This is a genomic window from Microbacterium sp. PAMC22086, assembly GCF_019443525.1.
In the GTDB taxonomy this organism is placed as follows: domain Bacteria; phylum Actinomycetota; class Actinomycetes; order Actinomycetales; family Microbacteriaceae; genus Microbacterium; species Microbacterium maritypicum.
Window position 1 is genome coordinate 1627155 of the sequence record NZ_CP080380.1, and the last position, 14601, is coordinate 1641755.

Genomic DNA, 14601 nt, shown 5'->3' on the forward strand with positions numbered 1-14601 from the left:
CTCGAAGTGGCACGGGGATGGCACGCGCGCACCTTCCATATGGAAGGAAGGCGAGGTAGCGACCGGAATTTGCGGTTGCTGCACCGCCGAAGCCGTGCCACTTCGTGCCACCAACGATCGAATCAACCCCCGAAGATCCGCGGAATCATGCGGATCTAGGAGAGGTGTGAGGTCGAGTGGCACGAAGTGGCACGACGGTCCGCCAGCGTCCGTTCGAGTCCAGGGGAGGGCATCATGAGTAACAGTAAACGCGAGAATTGGGGGAGCCTGCGCAAGCTCCCGTCTGGTCGATGGCAAGCTCGCTACCCGGGACTCGACGGAACGACCTACACCGCCAGAACCGATCAAGACCGGCCGCTCACCTTCCTGACCAAAACGGATGCTCGAACCTGGCTTGCCGGGGTGCAGTCGAAGATGGCACGGGGCCTGTGGGAGCCACCGGAGGAGACCGCAGCTCGGCTGCAAGCCGAGCTGGAGATCCAACAGGCGCAGTCCTTGGGCTTCGAAGAGTACTCCACGCGTTGGCTTGAAATGATCCGTACCGAACCAAATCGCAGCGGTAAGGGGACTGCTGCACGAATAGGTGACAGGTTGTAGTCACGCCGCCAGTGCGGCGGTCGTGTTCATGATGGTCTCGAACTCGATGGGCGTCAAACGGCCCAGGCGGAGTTGGCGCCTCCGGCGGTGGTAGGTCCGCTCGATCCAGGTGACGATCGCAATCCGGAGCTGTTCCCGGGTGGTCCACGAGCGGCGGTCGAGGACGTTCTTCTGCAGCAGGGCGAAGAACGATTCCATGGCGGCGTTGTCGCCGCTGGAGCCGACTCTGCCCATCGATCCGACCATGCGGTGGCAGGCCAGGGCGCGCAGGAACTTCCTGCTCCGAAATTGAGATCCTCGGTCCGAGTGGACGATGCAGCCGGCGACATCACCGCGCATCTGGGCGGCGTTCTCGAGCGCCTGGACGGCCAAGCGGGACTTCATTCTCGAGTCGATCGAGTACCCGACGATCCGGCCCGAATACACGTCCTTGATCGCGCAGAGGTAGAGCTTGCCTTCACTCGCTTGGATTCCAGCAGTCGTCGCAACACCAGCGGCGAGGAGCGGAGATGCCGGCGAGGAAGTACACCGAGCAGCAGAGGCTGGCGTTTCTGGCGTTGATCGATCGGGGCGGATCGGTGCGGGCAGCTGCGCTGGCCGTCGGCGTGAGTCCGGATCGCGGCTACCGGTGGATGAAGCAGGCAGGGTTGTCGACGCCGCGGAGCACGCAGCGCAAGCACACCCCGGAGGACAAGGCGGAGTTCTTCAGACGGCTCGCTGTGAGCGGCAACGTCTCGGCGGTCGCACGCGAACTCGGCTTCAACCGGGTCACCTGCTACGCCTGGGCGCATAAGGCGGGGATCTTCACGGGCGCTTATGCGGACGCGAAGCGGCAGGAGTTCCTCAAGCTTCGACGTGAGGGCGTTTCGCGCCGTGAGGCCGCCCAACGGTTGGGCGTCGAATCTCACCAGGCACTGGACTGGGACAAGGGCATCCGCGTGTTCTCGAAGGGCCGGATCTACCCCGACGGCAGAGTGGTGCTCTACCGGCCTGAGGAGGTCCTGGCGAACGTGAAGAACCCGAGAACCGCATGGGTGCAAGGCGAACGCGTCCCCCTCGCCCGTGTCGAGCAGATCATCGATGCTCGCTACCTCAGCCTCCTCGAGCGAGAACGGCTGAAGGACCTGATGATGACGGGTCTGTCGATCCGGAAGATCGCAGCGATGATGGGCCGGGCGCCTTCGACGATCAGCCGCGAAGTCAGACGCAACACCGTCAGCAGGAGCGGCTATCTGCCTCACACGGCGCACCGCGTCTCCGTGAAGCGGCGTGAGCGCCCGCGGGCAGCGAAGCTCGCGCTCGACGGCCCTCTGCGGGACTATGTCGCCACCAAGCTCAAGAAACGATGGTCGCCGGAGCAGATCCGTCATCGCCTTCAGCGAGACTTTCCCCATGACCCGGGGATGCGCGTGAGCTGCGAGACGATCTACCAGGCGATCTACGTCCACGCGCATGGAGAGCTGAGACGCGAGTTGGCAGGCTCGCTGCGTCGCGGTCGTTCGCGCCGCAAACCGCACCGTGACCCGCAGACGCGCACGAGCAGGTTCATCGACGAGATGACACCGATCTCAAAGCGCCCCGCCGACGTCGAAGGCCGCACGATCCCAGGGCACTGGGAAGGCGACCTGATCGTCGGCGCCGGCAGCGGTTCAGCCGTCGCGACACTCGTTGAAAGGACCACACGCTACGTGGTCCTCGGCCATCTTCCGATTGAGCGCACTGCCGATGCTGTTCGCGACAGCCTCGTCACCGCGCTGCAGGGGATGCCGGCCGCTCTGAAGAAGACCCTCACCTGGGATCAGGGCGCGGAGATGAGCGAGCACCGGGCCTTCTCCCTCGCCACGGACATGGCGGTCTACTTCTGCGAGCGGGCATCACCCTGGCAGCGCGGCACGAACGAGAACACCAACGGGCTGCTCCGGCAGTATCTCCCCAAAGGCACAAACCTCCGCGCCCACGATGCCGGGGCCCTGGCCGCCATCGCCGACGAACTGAACGACCGACCGCGCAAGGCGCTGGGCTGGGACACTCCGACGGAGCGGATGAATGCTTTACTGAGCCCGGGATAGTTCACACCGTTGCGACGACTGCTGGAATCCAAGTCGTTTTGTGCTCCGTGATGTCCACGAGCCAGAGCTCGTTCGGCGCGTCGGCGGCGAACACGTGACGCGTTCTGCCGTCCTCGTCGATGACGGCGCAGAGGTCGTCGTGGACGGGTGGGCCGGGGCGCCGGCCCTTGCCGCGCTTCTTCCCGAACGCGCTCCACCACCCATTCGTGGACGCGATCCGCCACGCCGTCCGATCCGACATGGATTCGCCCGCATCACGGGCCTCGTCGGCGAGGAGCCGGTGCCCGAACTCGGGGTCGTCGCGGTGCGCGTCGAAGAGCGCGTTCGCGCGATACGCCTCCACCACCTCGCTGGAGGTGATGGGATCCGCCAGCCACCGGTAATAGGGCTGGCGGGAGAGCTTGAGCACCCGACACGTCACCGTCACAGGAATCCCTGCGGCGGCGAGCTCCGTCACGAGCGGGTAGAACCTTTTCCCGGGAGGTTCGCCTGCGACAGATACGCCGCCGCTCGACGCAACACCTCGTTCTCCTGCTCCAGCAGCCGGATCCGTTTCCGCGCCTCCCGCAGCTCAGCCCCTTCGACACGGGATTGGCCGGGCTTGGCACCCTCGTCGACGTCGGCGCGACGCAGCCACTTCTGCAACGTCATCGGGTGGACCCCGAAGTCTTTCGCGATCTGCTCGATCGTCACTCCGGGCTCGCGGTTCCGCGCGACGCGCACGACGTCATCACGGAACTCGGTCGGGTAGGGCTTGGGCACAGCAACATCCTTCCAGGCCGCCCTCCCGGGCAAGCCAGATCAGATGTCACCTATCCGTGCAGCAGTCCCATGAGTGAGGAGATGCAGCAGGCTCTCGTCGAGCGTCGTGATCTCATCGAGGAGCGAGTCGATGTAGTTCTTAACACCGCGGTCGCTGACTCGGCACCATGGATTGCAGCTCTCGGTGCCGAGCCCGCAGACCCGCAGTGCGCCGCCGCCTGGTATCGTGCAGCGTCCGTGATCGCCGCCTACCGCGACCGATATCAGATCACGAGTGCCGCGGTACTCGGAGCCTCGCCTGATTCCACAACGCAGAAGGTCGATTACGCTCGTGCGGAAGCCGCTCTCCGAGTCACAAGAGATGCTCGTGCCCCTCGAACTCAAGAGCACGAACGGGAACGGGTACGGGAAACGCGCGGCCTCCGTTTGTGAGACTTGACGAATCGGAAGCGTCGTTGTCCCTTCGGCTGGTAGCAAGACCATTGTGAGCACAGGCTCGACCTGGGTGGAGTTGCTGGGCCTCCTTGATCGGTCAGCGGTTTGGTACAGCTAGGCAGTATGCAATGGTGCCAGTATCTCCGGGTTCAGCTCGTGGCGGCGGAGTAGCTGGGCGTTCAGGGCAACGATGATCGTGGACAGCGACATCAACACTGCGGCGGCGGCCGGTGGCAGATTGAAGCCAATGGGAGCGAGCACACCAGCGGCCAGCGGTACCGAGATGGCGTTGTACGCGGTCGCCCAAACGAGGTTTTGCAACATCTTCCGGTAGGAGGCGTGTGAAAGCTCGATCGCGCTCAGCACGGCACGCGGGTCGCTCGACACCAGAACGACGCCCGCCGATTCGATCGCGACGTCGGTACCCGCGCCGATTGCAACACCCACGTCTGCGCGAACAAGAGCAGGGGCATCGTTCACCCCGTCGCCAACCATCGCAACCTTGAAGCCACGCTCCTGCAGTTCAGCGACCTTGGCGGACTTGTCCCCGGGGAGAACTCCTGCAAACACTTCGTCGATACCGAGATCGGTTGCGACCGCGTCCGCAACCTGTTGTGCGTCACCAGTGATCATGCCAACCCGGATGCCACGACGGTGCAGTTTAGCAATGGCGGCACGCGATTCGGGTCTCGACTAGAATTGAGTCCAATGACTCGATGATTGTTGGAACAATTACTCTTTCGCCGAGATCATCTCAACAGTTGCCGCGCCGTCTTTGGAGACAGCACCTCGGAGGTGAGGGAAATGGGGCCGAATGGGGACCACGTGGGCTGGTGGGGTATGGGCTGGAGTTGGGTCTTCCTCGTCCTGCTCGTGGTGGGAATTGTCATACTGATCGTGGTTCTTGTTCGAGTCTTCGCCGCACGTGGGCCTCGACAGACACCTCATCGGACCGGGGCCAATGGGGCTCGCGAGTTGCTCGATGAGCGCTATGCCCGTGGAGAAATTGACACCAGTGAGGACGACGAGCGACGTCAACGACTCGACGGAGCACCTGACGCATGAAACCGATCAGCCGTCGACAGGCGCTCCAGCTCGGGGCTGTGGGAGGGCTCGGTGTCGTTATTGGAGGGCTCGGTCTCTCTCAGACAGGTCTTCCCTGGGGTGGGCGCGTGGCTGAAGGTGATCTGCTGGTTGAGCCGGAGGTGTTACGCAGCAGCGGTGGTTTGCTGCAGGTGGATCTTGTCGCCGCTCGTCGCGAGGTGACCATCGCCGGACGACAGGTACAGGCCCTGACCTACGGGGGCACATTGCCGGGGCGAACCTGGTGGGTGCGACCGGGGGACACCATCGAGGTGCAGTTGCGTAACGAACTGGACACCCCAACCAACCTGCATACCCACGGGCTACAGGTTTCTCCCTCGGGGAATAGTGACAACCCCTTCCTCTCTATAGACCCTGGGCAGAGTTTTGGTTACCGGTTTACCTTGCCAGAGGGTCACCCGTCTGGTGTGTGCTGGTATCACCCTCATCGGCATGGCTCTGTCGCTGACCAGCTATTCGGCGGCTTGTACGGTGCACTTATTGTCGAGGATGAAAAAATGCCGGTCAGTCGAGAGCGGGTGCTCGTCGTCTCCGACATCTCACTCACCGCTGGAGGACAGATCGCGACCGCCTCGGGCATGGACGTGATGATGGGCCGTGAAGGTGATCTCTTATTGGTCAACGGCCAGCACCGCCCACACATGTCGGCACGACCTGGGGAGCGGGAACGCTGGCGAGTGATCAATGCGTGCACTTCCCGTTACCTACGTTTGGCCTTGCCCGGGCAGCGCCTGGAGTTGCTGGGGATCGACGGGGGTCACGAACAGGCTCCCCGGGAAGTGCGGGACGTGCTCCTGGCTCCCGGTAATCGCGCCGACCTTCTCGTGAGCATGAGCGCCGGTAGTGGTGAGTTTCAGACACTGGGCTACGACCGTGGTGGAATGGGAATGGGAATGATGGGAGGTCGAAACCTCTCCGGAGCTGAGGCCATTGCCACGCTCACTGTCTCCGGGCAAGAGACTTCTACGCCAGATACGGTGCCAGTTCGCTCGCCGGTTCTTCGGGATCTACGCGAGCAGCCCGTTGCGCGGCGGCGGGAGATTGCCTTCACCATGGGAATGGGGTCGATGATGCGCGGTGGCGGGAGCATGATGGATCTCGGATTCGACGGTCGTACTTTCGACATCGACCGAGTTGACCAACGCGTTGCTACGGGAGCCGTGGAAGAGTGGCTCATTACGAACCCCACACCCATGGATCACCCCTTCCATTTACACGTATGGCCGATGCAGGTGATCGAGACGGACGGGCAACCGGTCAGCGAACAGGTTTGGCGTGACGTCGTCAATGTTCCTGCACAAGGTCGAGTGCGGGTGCTCATCGACTTCGCTCGTCACCCGGGGCGCACCGTATACCACTGCCACATCCTTGATCATGAAGATGCTGGCATGATGGCCATCGTCGATGTCGGCTGACCAGCTGCAGCGGCGTTGCGGCCTGGCCAAAACCCACCGCTGCCGCGTAGTTTCCGTTACTTGAAGTTGCCGGATGCACCACGCATTGTTGAAGTAACACGGCAGGCTCGCTTCTCTAGATGAGACGCGAGCTTGTTCTTTTTCTACCTCAGTGCGAGACAGGCTTGCCAAACGAGATTCTACGGAGACGGCAGAGGCACTCCTGGACTGGTGGCAGACACCAAATACCGATCTGCCAACTGCTTCTGATGGGTCGATGCGAGCCCCCACAGGCCTGCTGGCAACAATGACTGAAGCAGATTTTGACCTTGCCATCGAGAAGTCGGACACGTCGACGGCTTTCAGAGTTCCCTCGTCGCCTGAGTGAGTTTTCGTTGCCCGGGGGACCAAGCGCGACTACCCTTGAAAGTGTGCCAGCGACCGCTTTCGCGAGGTGGACACCAGGCCCATTTCACAGTGGCACGCTGGGGGCACGACAACTCCACGACTGCCGATAACCCGCGGAATCATGCGGGTGGTGACGAGTACTGGGACTTCTGAGTCCGTCGCGTCGGCACCGGATTCGCTGACGTACCAAAGGCTCCGGCCGGCTGCTCGCCACGAGCGGCTGGTCGGGGCCTGCATTTGTCCCCCGGGGAGCCCGTCGACACCCGCCCGGACCTAGAATCATCCCGATGACCGAGGAGACCGCCGCCGAAGCGCGCGTTCGCGTGAAGGTGACGCGGACGCTCGTGCGCACCCCACTGGTCGTGGGCACGGTGCTGCTGCTCGCGGCCATCGGCTTCACGCTCCTGGGCGACGACCTGAGCATCTTCCCGTTCCTGCTCATGCTGGTCGGGGGCTGGTGCTTCGGCTTCGCGTTCGTGAACGCGACCCTGGGCATGGTGCCGACTCGCAACGGCGCGATTCTGCATCTCGGCGTCGCCATCGTGCTCGGAGCCGTCCTGGCCTTCGTGGTCGAGTTCGGGGGAGACCTGATCGAGCCGTTCCCCGACGAGGTGCGCGGCATCGCCGTGGTGCTGCAACTCGCGGCCATCCCGGCGACCGGCTGGATCTGGCTCGCGCTCATCTCTCGGGTCACGGATCTCTTCGGGCGCAGAGACGCGAAGAAGAGGCCGTCGCCGGTGTCACCGGAGTGGGAACGGGAGGAGAGCGGCGACGGGTCGATCGTGCGCTTCCCCGCCGTCGAGCTGCGGCTGCGCACCCTCACGCAGGCGATCGTCGGGATCACTGTGGTCGGCGGGCTGCTCGGTGTCGCACTCGTGATCGCTCTCGACGACATCGTGATGTGGATGGGGCCTCGGATGATGATCCTCTTCCTGGGCATCACGGTCGCGCTTCCGGTGTATCTCGTGTTCACGGCGATCCTGCGTCGGCGAACAGTGCCCTGCGCGGTCGCCTTCGGGAACGACGAGCTGCGTGTGGGAGTGGGGGACGAGCTGCACAGGATCCCGTTCCGGGAGCTCGAGTTCCTGCGCTGGCGGTGCCGCAGCGACTACGCGCGCATCGAGGTGCGCGGCGCCGGTGCCGATCTGTCGCTCTTCGCCGGGCTCGCCAAACCGCCCCGCGGCTTCTCCGCCGAGCTTCCCGCCCTGCCCCGCCGGGTCTATCGACGTCTGGAGCTCGCAGGATTCACGCTCGAGAAAGCGCGCAGGGGCGAGGTCATCACCTTCCGCGGGCCCTCAGAGCCTGCCTCGCGCGCCCCTGCGCACTGACCGGGTGTCGGCGGCCGGCACTCGACCTCGACGCGTTGCCCCAGCTCACTCCGCCGGGTATTCGTGCGCCGCGAGCAGCCGCGCCAGGTGCGCGGCGTTCCTCGCGGCCGTCTCGATCGCGGAGGCGACCTTCTCGGGTGTCTTGTCGAGATCCTTGTAGTCGGTGGTGTGCATCGCCTCGCCGTTCCAGTAGACCGAGCTCTGGGCGGGAACCGTGAAGCCGACGTCGTTCAGCGACTGGAAGAGGATCGCGGCGATGTGATGGGCCCCGTCTTCGTTGCCGACGATGCCCGCGATGGCCACCTTGTCGAACAGCGTGGGTCGTCCGTCAGCATCCGTCTCGCCGAGTTCTGCATCGAGGCGTTCGAGCACACGTTGCGCGACGCTCGAATGCTGCCCCATCCAGGTGGGGGTGACGAAGATGAGGATGTCGGCGTCCAGCACCTGCTCACGGATGCGCGGCCACTCGTCGTCGCCGCCCATGTCCTTCTCGACTCCGGGGTTGAGGGAGAGATCCACGGCGCGGACCAGGTCTCCGGTGACGCCGTGCGCGGAGAGGGCTTCGAGCAGCTGCGTCGCGAGGAGATCGGAGCTGGAGGCTACGGGTGACGGCTTCAACGTGCATGACACGGCGACAGCGGTGAGTGGTGTCTTCATGCTCCGAGCACACCAGACGACGACGAACGTGCACAGGGGGTTTCCGAGTCCGGGCTATCCTGGTAGATGGCACCGACGACAGGAGATCCCGTGATCCTCAGCTTCCTCTTCTTCATGATCCTCTTCATCGGAGGGATCCTGCTGATGGGCATCTCGTTCGGGCTGCCCGCGTTCCAGGCGATCGCGTTCTGCGGGGGGCTCCTTCTGGTCACGCTGGCCATGGCCTTCCTCCTCCGCCAGGGCGGCACCGCCACCCGTCGGTCGAACAACTGGTCGGGCAAGGCCGCCGAGTGATTCATCGCGGTCTGCGCGTCGCGCCGCGGCGCGTCTGACCGCTCACCGTCGTCTGGCGAGCCGCGCTTCGAGGTTCGCCCTGACTGCGGGCCACTCCGGCTCGATGATCGAGTACTCCACGCTGTCGCGCAGCGCGCCGTTGCGGTACCGGCTCATCGCCCGCATCACGCCGTCCTGCTTGGCCCCGAGGCGCTCGATCGCGGCGCGCGATTGGAAGTTCACCCACTGCGTCGTCAGGCCGACTCGGAACACCCCGAGCGTCTCGAACGCATGCCGCAGCAGCAGCAGCTTGGATTCGGCGTTGGTGCCGGTGCCGTGTGCGGAGGGGCGGTTCCAGGTGAAGCCGATGTGCAGACGAGGCACGTCGGCGACGATGTCGTAGTACGACGTGAGTCCCAGGATGCGGCCGGACGCGTCGAAGGCCGTGAACGGGACCATCTCGCCCTTCTCGATGAGTCCGATCCGTCGCTCGACCTCTGCCGCCACCCCGTCCGGTGCGGGCACCGAGGTGTACCACGCCGTCTTCCACAGGTCGTCCTCCTGTACGGCCTCGATCAGTCCCTCGATGTGCGAGCGATCGAGAGGGCGCAGTTCGACGAGTCGGCCGGTGAGGGTGACGGGGGAGGGCGTGACGAGGAAGGCCATGTCGATATTCAACCAGCGACGAGCAGCGTCTGACGCAACAGGCGCTGATAGGCCACGACCAGCTCGATCGTGACATCCATCTCGAAGGCGAGGCTCGCCAGATGCGGTCCCCGAACCTCCTCCGCCTCGGCGTAGGCGCGCGGGGTGATCAACCGGGATGCCGCCCATTCGTCTGCCTGGCGCTCCTGAAGCGCACGGATGGCGGGGGTGGGCGCGGGGAGATGGCCGAGGCAGGCGTGGCCGAGTTCGTGGGCGAGGACGCTGCGAGTCGTGCGCGCGCTCATCCCGGGGCTGAGGCGGATCGTGCGCGTCACGGGGTCATAGCCCCCGCGCGTGCGGCCGACCCGTTCGACGACGCGCACCCCCTGCTCGTCGGCGAGGCGGAGAAGGTGCTGCATGGTCCCCCTCCTCGTGCCGGTCTCTCGCTCCGGGGCGGAAGCCCGGCCTATTCGTAGAGGTCGTCGGTGTCGGCATCGTGCCTGACGCCGGATTCGAAGGCGACCTCTCGGGTATCTTCGCGCGGGCCGGCGACATCGGGTGCGCGGCGGATCGGCGTGATGCGCGCGGTGGCATCGCCGTCTGCGCGCAGCCGCTCTTCTGCGCGGGCGAAGAGCACGTGGGGCTCGACGCCGAGGTCGGCGCAGACCGCGTAGACGACGGGGACCGGGATCGCGCGCTTGCCCGTCACGTAGTTGTCGAGAGCGCTCCGGGCGATCCCGATGCTGCGCGCCATCGCTGCGATGCTGCTCCGTGACGCGGCGATCTCCGCGCGCATCTGGCGACCGACAGCGTCGTTGAACTCCTCGGCAGGTGTCTTCACCTGGCTCACCATAGCAGCGTGACGACTCCAGAATGCCGCCATTCTGGCTCATTCGAGCCCCATGCGCGTCTGTTCGTGGCGCTAGTGTAGGCAGATGGGGACAGAATTACGTCATTTGCTGGCATCTGAGGTCGACGGGGCGCGGTTCCACGCGGGGGTGTCCTTCTCCGAGCTGTCCGAGCGCTCGGGTATCGGGCCCGACGCCCTGGGAAATCTGCTCGACGGCATCGACGACTTCACGGTCGTCGACCTCGCGCGCATCGCCGAGGTCCTCGGCGTTCCTGTCACCGCTCTGCTCCCCGGCGCGGTGCCCGACGACTCCTGACGCCGTCGGCGCCGGAGGGTAGCGTTGAGCGCATGAAGACAGTGTCGTTCGGATCAGCCACCGCCCCCGCCGTCATCGCCGGAATGATGCGCATCGACGACAAGGACGACGCTCACATCCGCACGCTGTACGAAACCGCCCGCACCGCCGGTATCGACTTCTTCGACCACGCCGACATCTACGGCGGCAGCATGCATCACTGCGAGGCGCGGTTCGCCGATGCGCTGCAGCTCACCTCTTCCGAGCGCGACGAGATCGTTCTCCAGACGAAGTGCGGCATCGTGCCGTCGCAGGGGATGTTCGACTTCTCGTACGCGCACATCGTGGCGCAGGTCGAGGGATCGCTCGCAGCTCTGCGGACCGACCGCCTCGACGTGCTCCTGCTCCACCGCCCCGACGCCCTCGTCGAGCCCGAGGAGGTCGCTCGCGCCTTCGACGATCTGGAGAGCGCGGGAAAGGTGAAGGCGTTCGGCGTCTCCAACCACACGCCGCGCCAGATCGACCTCCTCCGCACGGCGGTCCGGCAGCCGCTGGTCGCGAATCAGCTGCAGCTGTCGATCACGCACGCGCCGATCATCGCGCAGCCGGTCGCGGCCAACATGGCCGGGCACGCGCAGAGCGTCGTGCGCGACGGCGGCGGCATCGTGGAGTACTGCCGGATCAACGGCATCACGATCCAGGCCTGGTCGCCGTTCCAGGACGGCTTCTCCCACGGCGTGTTTCTCGGCAATCCCGAGTACGCAGAGCTGAACGCCGTGATCGATCGCCTCGCGGCGGCGCATGACGTGACACCCATCGCCATCGCGACCGCCTGGATCACCCGCCACCCCGCGGGCATGCAGGTCGTCCTCGGCACCACGACGCCGCAGCGGGTGCAGGACGCGGCGGCCGGCGCCGACATCGAGCTCACCCGCCCCGAGTGGTACGAGCTGTTCCGCGCCGGCGGTCACCTGCTTCCGTAGCCCGAGCGGTATGCCGCGGCGTCGTCTACCCTGAATCCATGGCGTTCCTGTTCTCGCTCCTCGTCATCGCCCTGATGATCGGCGCGCTGATCGACATCATCACGCGGGACAGCTCGCTGGTGAAGTTCCTGCCCAAGCTGGCATGGATCATCATCGTCATCCTGCTGCCGTTGATCGGTGGCCTGCTGTGGTTCGGGCTCGGTCGCGAGTACGGCGAGTCCGGCATCCAGATGCCGCGGATGCGCAGAGCGGAACGCCCTGCGGCGCCGACCGACGTGCGTCCGGCACCGCCGAGGGACACCAGGACGACCGAGCAGCAGATCGCCGACCTCGACCGAGAGATCGAGGAGTGGCGGCTGCGCCAGGAGATCGAGAAGAACCGCGGGACCGACGGCGAGGGTTCGACCGGACCTGCGGGCTCCGCCTAGGCGACGGACTCGGCCTCAGCGACCTGCGAGCGGTCGAACGACTCGCGGATCGCGTCTTCGAGCGTCGGGTACCGGAACTCGAACCCGGCCGCGGCGAGCTTCTCCGGCAGCACCCACCGGCTCTTCAGGATCAGCTCGGTCTCGGTGCGCATGCCGATCGCTCCGAGCTCCAGCATCCATCGCGGCATCGGCACACCGACACGCACGCCCAGGACGCGGCGCACCGTCGCCATGAACTCGGCGTTGTCGACGGGGTGCGGCGACGCGGCGTTGACCGGACCGTCCAGCGACGGAGTCTGCTCGAGGAACTCGATGATGCGGGCGACGTCTTCGATGTGCACCCAGCTGAAGCGCTGGCGGCCCCGACGCGCACCGGGGAGATGACCGGTTCCTGCCGCCCGTCGTGCCGCGCTGATCGGCCAGCGTCCGTCGTACTGCGACCCGCCGAGCCCGAACCGCGCGAGCTTCTCCACGGGACCGAGCACGCCCCCGTGGCCGAGGACGATCGTGCTGCGCAGGGCGACGCGGCGGGTGGAGGGCAGCTCGTCGGCGAACAGCGCCTTCTCCCATGCCTTCGCGACCTCGACCGAGAACCCGGTGCCGATCTCTCCGGTCGACTCGGTCATCGGGCGGTCTTCGGCGTGACGGTAGATGGTCGCCGTCGAGGAGTTCACCCAGAGCGCCGGAGGGGCCGACGCACGCCGGATCGCGGTGCTCAGCGACGCCGTGGTGTCGAGGCGGGAGCGGAAGATCTCGGCGCGGTTCTCCGGCGTGTAACGGCAGTTGACGCTCTTGCCGGCGAGGCCGATCACGAGGGCCGCACCGTCGACGGCGCGGTCGATCTCGACCTGATCGCCCCAGCGGATGTCGGCACCCGAACGGGAGATCGTGACGACCTCGCGACCCTCGGCGCGGAATCTCGGCAGGAGGAAGCGGCCCATGAATCCGGTGGATCCGCCGATGACGACCCGTCCTGCGCTCATGTGGTCTGCTCCTTCTCGGAATGGTGGATGCGATAGGTGAAGTCGCCCCGGTACTCGTACACGCGGCCGAGGAACGGCGCGTCGACGGTCAGGGCCATGCGCTGCCGATCGAGGGCATCGTCGAAGCGCTCGGTGAGGCGGATGAGGGGAGCGATGGGCGCGGGGATGCGCATCCGGAGGCGTCCGAGGCGCAGGCCGACCGCGCGGCTGACGAGGTGCAGCGCGCCCTGGTGTACCTCGACGTCGAAGCACGCGGCGACCAGGCCCGGCTCGCCCAGCTCGTCGACGACGCGGCCGTGTCGTGTGAGCGCCGCCGCATCGCGCATGGTCCACGGTCCGCGGTCGAAGTGGAAGGTGCGTTCGCCGATGGCCCTGGAGGCGATCGTGCGGTTCTCCACGCGGAACGGCACGTCACTCTCCCAGACCGCGGCGACCACGCCCCGGCGCTCGAGGAGACGGAGGGACGGCCACAGCCATCGTCGCGGGGTGCCGACGCGCTGGAACACGCCCTCGCCGATGCCCACTGCGCCATCGGGGATCGCCTCGAAGTACGCGCGCAGCCGCGGGTGCAGGTCATCGATGCGCTCGCCCAGCGCCCTGGCGTACGGGGACTGCGGCGGGGGCGTCACTCTTCGAGCCTAGCCCTGTCCTCGGCGCCTCCCCTCCGCACCGGCGGAGCCCTCAGGAGGCGGGTCGCAGCAGCCGGTCGAGGAGGGCGAGCGCATCGTGTTGAGGGGCGGTCTCGTCGAGCAGCCATTGCGTCTGGAGGCCGTCGGAGGCCGCCACGACGAGGGCGGCGACCGCATCGGGATCGATGTCGTCGCGGATCCTGCCCTCGTCCTGCTGATGCCGGACGATGTCGGCGAGTCGGGCGCGGAGGCGGGTGAACCGACCGGTCGCGAACGTGCGCGCCGCCGGGTGCCCTTCCTCGAGCGCCGTGGCGACGAGGGTCGAGTACAGCTGCACGAGTCCGGGGATCGCGCGGTTGATGCGCGCGGACTCGATCATCATCTCCACCGGCGTCGCATCCTCCGCGGGCGCGCTGGGCTGTCGGGCCGGCACCGTGCTCTCCTCGTAGACGGCCACGAGAAGCTCTTCCAAGGAGCCGAAGTAGTGGGTGAGAGCCGCGTGGGTGACGCCCACCTCGCGGGCGATCGCCCGCAGGCTCGTGCGATCGGCGCCGCGCTCGGCGAACACCTCGATGGCGCGATCGAGGATCTCCTGTCGTCGAGCGATCCCCTTGGCGTAGGTGCCGCGCTGTCGCGACGGCTCGGCGGGCTCGGACGTGTCGGCGGGCATGAGGGGAGTCTAGCGAACCAAAACTTCCGCATGGAGGTATTTGGTGATAGCGTGCCTGCACCGGGACAGCGGTCCCGCCACGTCACCGATG

The 14601-nt window shown here is 66.1% G+C and carries 17 protein-coding genes and 2 pseudogenes; 8 read left to right on the plus strand and 11 right to left on the minus strand.

Annotation, left to right across the window (positions count from 1 at the left end):
• The first annotated feature begins 234 nt into the window (after positions 1 to 234).
• Positions 235 to 597 carry a hypothetical protein gene (locus KY497_RS08200; RefSeq protein ID WP_219870250.1) on the plus strand — a complete coding sequence of 121 codons (363 nt, stop codon included), beginning with the start codon at positions 235 to 237 and terminating at the stop codon, positions 595 to 597.
• Here KY497_RS08200 and KY497_RS08205 read toward each other — a convergent pair.
• Positions 598 to 1059 (minus strand): annotated as a pseudogene (locus KY497_RS08205) (transposase); the annotation flags it as partial.
• Positions 1060 to 1607: 548 nt separating this feature from the next.
• On the opposite strand from KY497_RS08205, the gene KY497_RS08210 reads away from it, so the two are divergent.
• Positions 1608 to 2666 carry an IS30 family transposase gene (locus KY497_RS08210; RefSeq protein ID WP_218026634.1) on the plus strand — a complete coding sequence of 353 codons (1059 nt, stop codon included), beginning with the start codon at positions 1608 to 1610 and terminating at the stop codon, positions 2664 to 2666.
• 1 nt (position 2667) lies between these two features.
• On the opposite strand, the gene KY497_RS08215 is transcribed toward KY497_RS08210, so the two are convergent.
• The 3 genes and pseudogenes from KY497_RS08215 to KY497_RS08225 form a co-directional block, all read right to left on the minus strand.
• Positions 2668 to 3123 carry a hypothetical protein gene (locus KY497_RS08215; protein WP_219870251.1) on the minus strand — a complete coding sequence of 152 codons (456 nt, stop codon included), beginning with the start codon at positions 3121 to 3123 and terminating at the stop codon, positions 2668 to 2670.
• On the minus strand, positions 3120 to 3428 hold the full coding sequence (locus KY497_RS08220) for an IS3 family transposase (RefSeq protein ID WP_036301631.1): 309 nt from the start codon (positions 3426 to 3428) through the stop codon (positions 3120 to 3122). Before KY497_RS08220 ends, KY497_RS08215 begins: the two co-directional genes overlap by 4 nt.
• Positions 3429 to 3977: 549 nt before the next feature.
• Positions 3978 to 4553 (minus strand): annotated as a pseudogene (locus KY497_RS08225) (HAD-IC family P-type ATPase); the annotation flags it as partial.
• Between the two features lie 371 nt (positions 4554 to 4924).
• Between KY497_RS08225 and KY497_RS08230 the strand changes: the two are divergent.
• Together KY497_RS08230 and KY497_RS08235 are read left to right on the plus strand one after the other, a co-directional pair.
• Positions 4925 to 6382: a multicopper oxidase family protein gene (locus KY497_RS08230; protein ID WP_219870252.1), complete on the plus strand. Its 1458-nt coding sequence runs from the start codon at positions 4925 to 4927 to the stop codon at positions 6380 to 6382.
• Between the two features lie 674 nt (positions 6383 to 7056).
• Entirely contained in the window at positions 7057 to 8097 is a 1041-nt protein-coding gene (locus KY497_RS08235) for a hypothetical protein (protein ID WP_219870253.1), read from the plus strand.
• 45 nt (positions 8098 to 8142) lie between these two features.
• On the opposite strand, the gene KY497_RS08240 is transcribed toward KY497_RS08235, so the two are convergent.
• The gene (locus KY497_RS08240) at positions 8143 to 8754 is read right to left on the minus strand and encodes a flavodoxin family protein (RefSeq protein ID WP_219870254.1); all 612 of its coding nucleotides are present in this window, start codon (positions 8752 to 8754) and stop codon (positions 8143 to 8145) included.
• 66 nt (positions 8755 to 8820) lie between these two features.
• Here KY497_RS08240 and KY497_RS08245 point away from each other — a divergent pair, with 66 nt between their 5' ends.
• On the plus strand, positions 8821 to 9048 hold the full coding sequence (locus tag KY497_RS08245) for a hypothetical protein (protein WP_229778819.1): 228 nt from the start codon (positions 8821 to 8823) through the stop codon (positions 9046 to 9048).
• Between the two features lie 42 nt (positions 9049 to 9090).
• Here the strand turns inward: KY497_RS08245 and KY497_RS08250 are convergent, their stop codons facing one another.
• Genes KY497_RS08250 through KY497_RS08260 form a run of 3 tightly spaced genes read right to left on the minus strand, consistent with a single transcriptional unit; the run spans position 9091 to position 10513 of the window.
• Positions 9091 to 9693 (minus strand): GNAT family N-acetyltransferase, encoded by a 603-nt coding sequence (locus tag KY497_RS08250; RefSeq protein ID WP_141385895.1) that lies wholly within the window; start codon positions 9691 to 9693, stop codon positions 9091 to 9093.
• 8 nt (positions 9694 to 9701) lie between these two features.
• Positions 9702 to 10091 (minus strand): ImmA/IrrE family metallo-endopeptidase, encoded by a 390-nt coding sequence (locus tag KY497_RS08255; RefSeq protein WP_055864974.1) that lies wholly within the window; start codon positions 10089 to 10091, stop codon positions 9702 to 9704.
• A gap of 47 nt (positions 10092 to 10138) precedes the next feature.
• Positions 10139 to 10513, minus strand: a complete 375-nt coding sequence (locus KY497_RS08260; RefSeq protein ID WP_229778820.1) for a helix-turn-helix domain-containing protein — start codon at positions 10511 to 10513, stop codon at positions 10139 to 10141.
• 115 nt (positions 10514 to 10628) lie between these two features.
• Between KY497_RS08260 and KY497_RS08265 the strand changes: the two genes are divergently transcribed.
• Genes KY497_RS08265 through KY497_RS08275 form a run of 3 tightly spaced genes read left to right on the plus strand, consistent with a single transcriptional unit; the run spans position 10629 to position 12228 of the window.
• On the plus strand, positions 10629 to 10838 hold the full coding sequence (locus KY497_RS08265) for a helix-turn-helix domain-containing protein (protein ID WP_017828859.1): 210 nt from the start codon (positions 10629 to 10631) through the stop codon (positions 10836 to 10838).
• Between the two features lie 32 nt (positions 10839 to 10870).
• Positions 10871 to 11800 (plus strand): aldo/keto reductase family oxidoreductase, encoded by a 930-nt coding sequence (locus tag KY497_RS08270; RefSeq protein WP_055873745.1) that lies wholly within the window; start codon positions 10871 to 10873, stop codon positions 11798 to 11800.
• A 38-nt stretch (positions 11801 to 11838) separates the two neighbouring features.
• Positions 11839 to 12228 carry a PLDc N-terminal domain-containing protein gene (locus KY497_RS08275; protein WP_017828857.1) on the plus strand — a complete coding sequence of 130 codons (390 nt, stop codon included), beginning with the start codon at positions 11839 to 11841 and terminating at the stop codon, positions 12226 to 12228.
• On the opposite strand, the gene KY497_RS08280 is transcribed toward KY497_RS08275, so the two are convergent.
• From KY497_RS08280 to KY497_RS08290, 3 genes are read right to left on the minus strand one after another with little or no spacing between them, the layout of a single operon-like run.
• Positions 12225 to 13211 (minus strand): epimerase, encoded by a 987-nt coding sequence (locus KY497_RS08280; RefSeq protein ID WP_055864962.1) that lies wholly within the window; start codon positions 13209 to 13211, stop codon positions 12225 to 12227. The two genes, KY497_RS08275 and KY497_RS08280, sit on opposite strands and share 4 nt — an antisense overlap.
• Positions 13208 to 13840, minus strand: a complete 633-nt coding sequence (locus KY497_RS08285; RefSeq protein ID WP_141385898.1) for a DUF4166 domain-containing protein — start codon at positions 13838 to 13840, stop codon at positions 13208 to 13210. The genes KY497_RS08280 and KY497_RS08285 overlap by 4 nt, the downstream gene beginning before the upstream one ends.
• Before the next feature lie 52 nt (positions 13841 to 13892).
• Complete coding sequence (locus KY497_RS08290) at positions 13893 to 14510, minus strand: TetR/AcrR family transcriptional regulator (RefSeq protein WP_219870256.1); 618 nt, start codon at positions 14508 to 14510, stop codon at positions 13893 to 13895.
• Positions 14511 to 14601 lie beyond the last annotated feature (91 nt).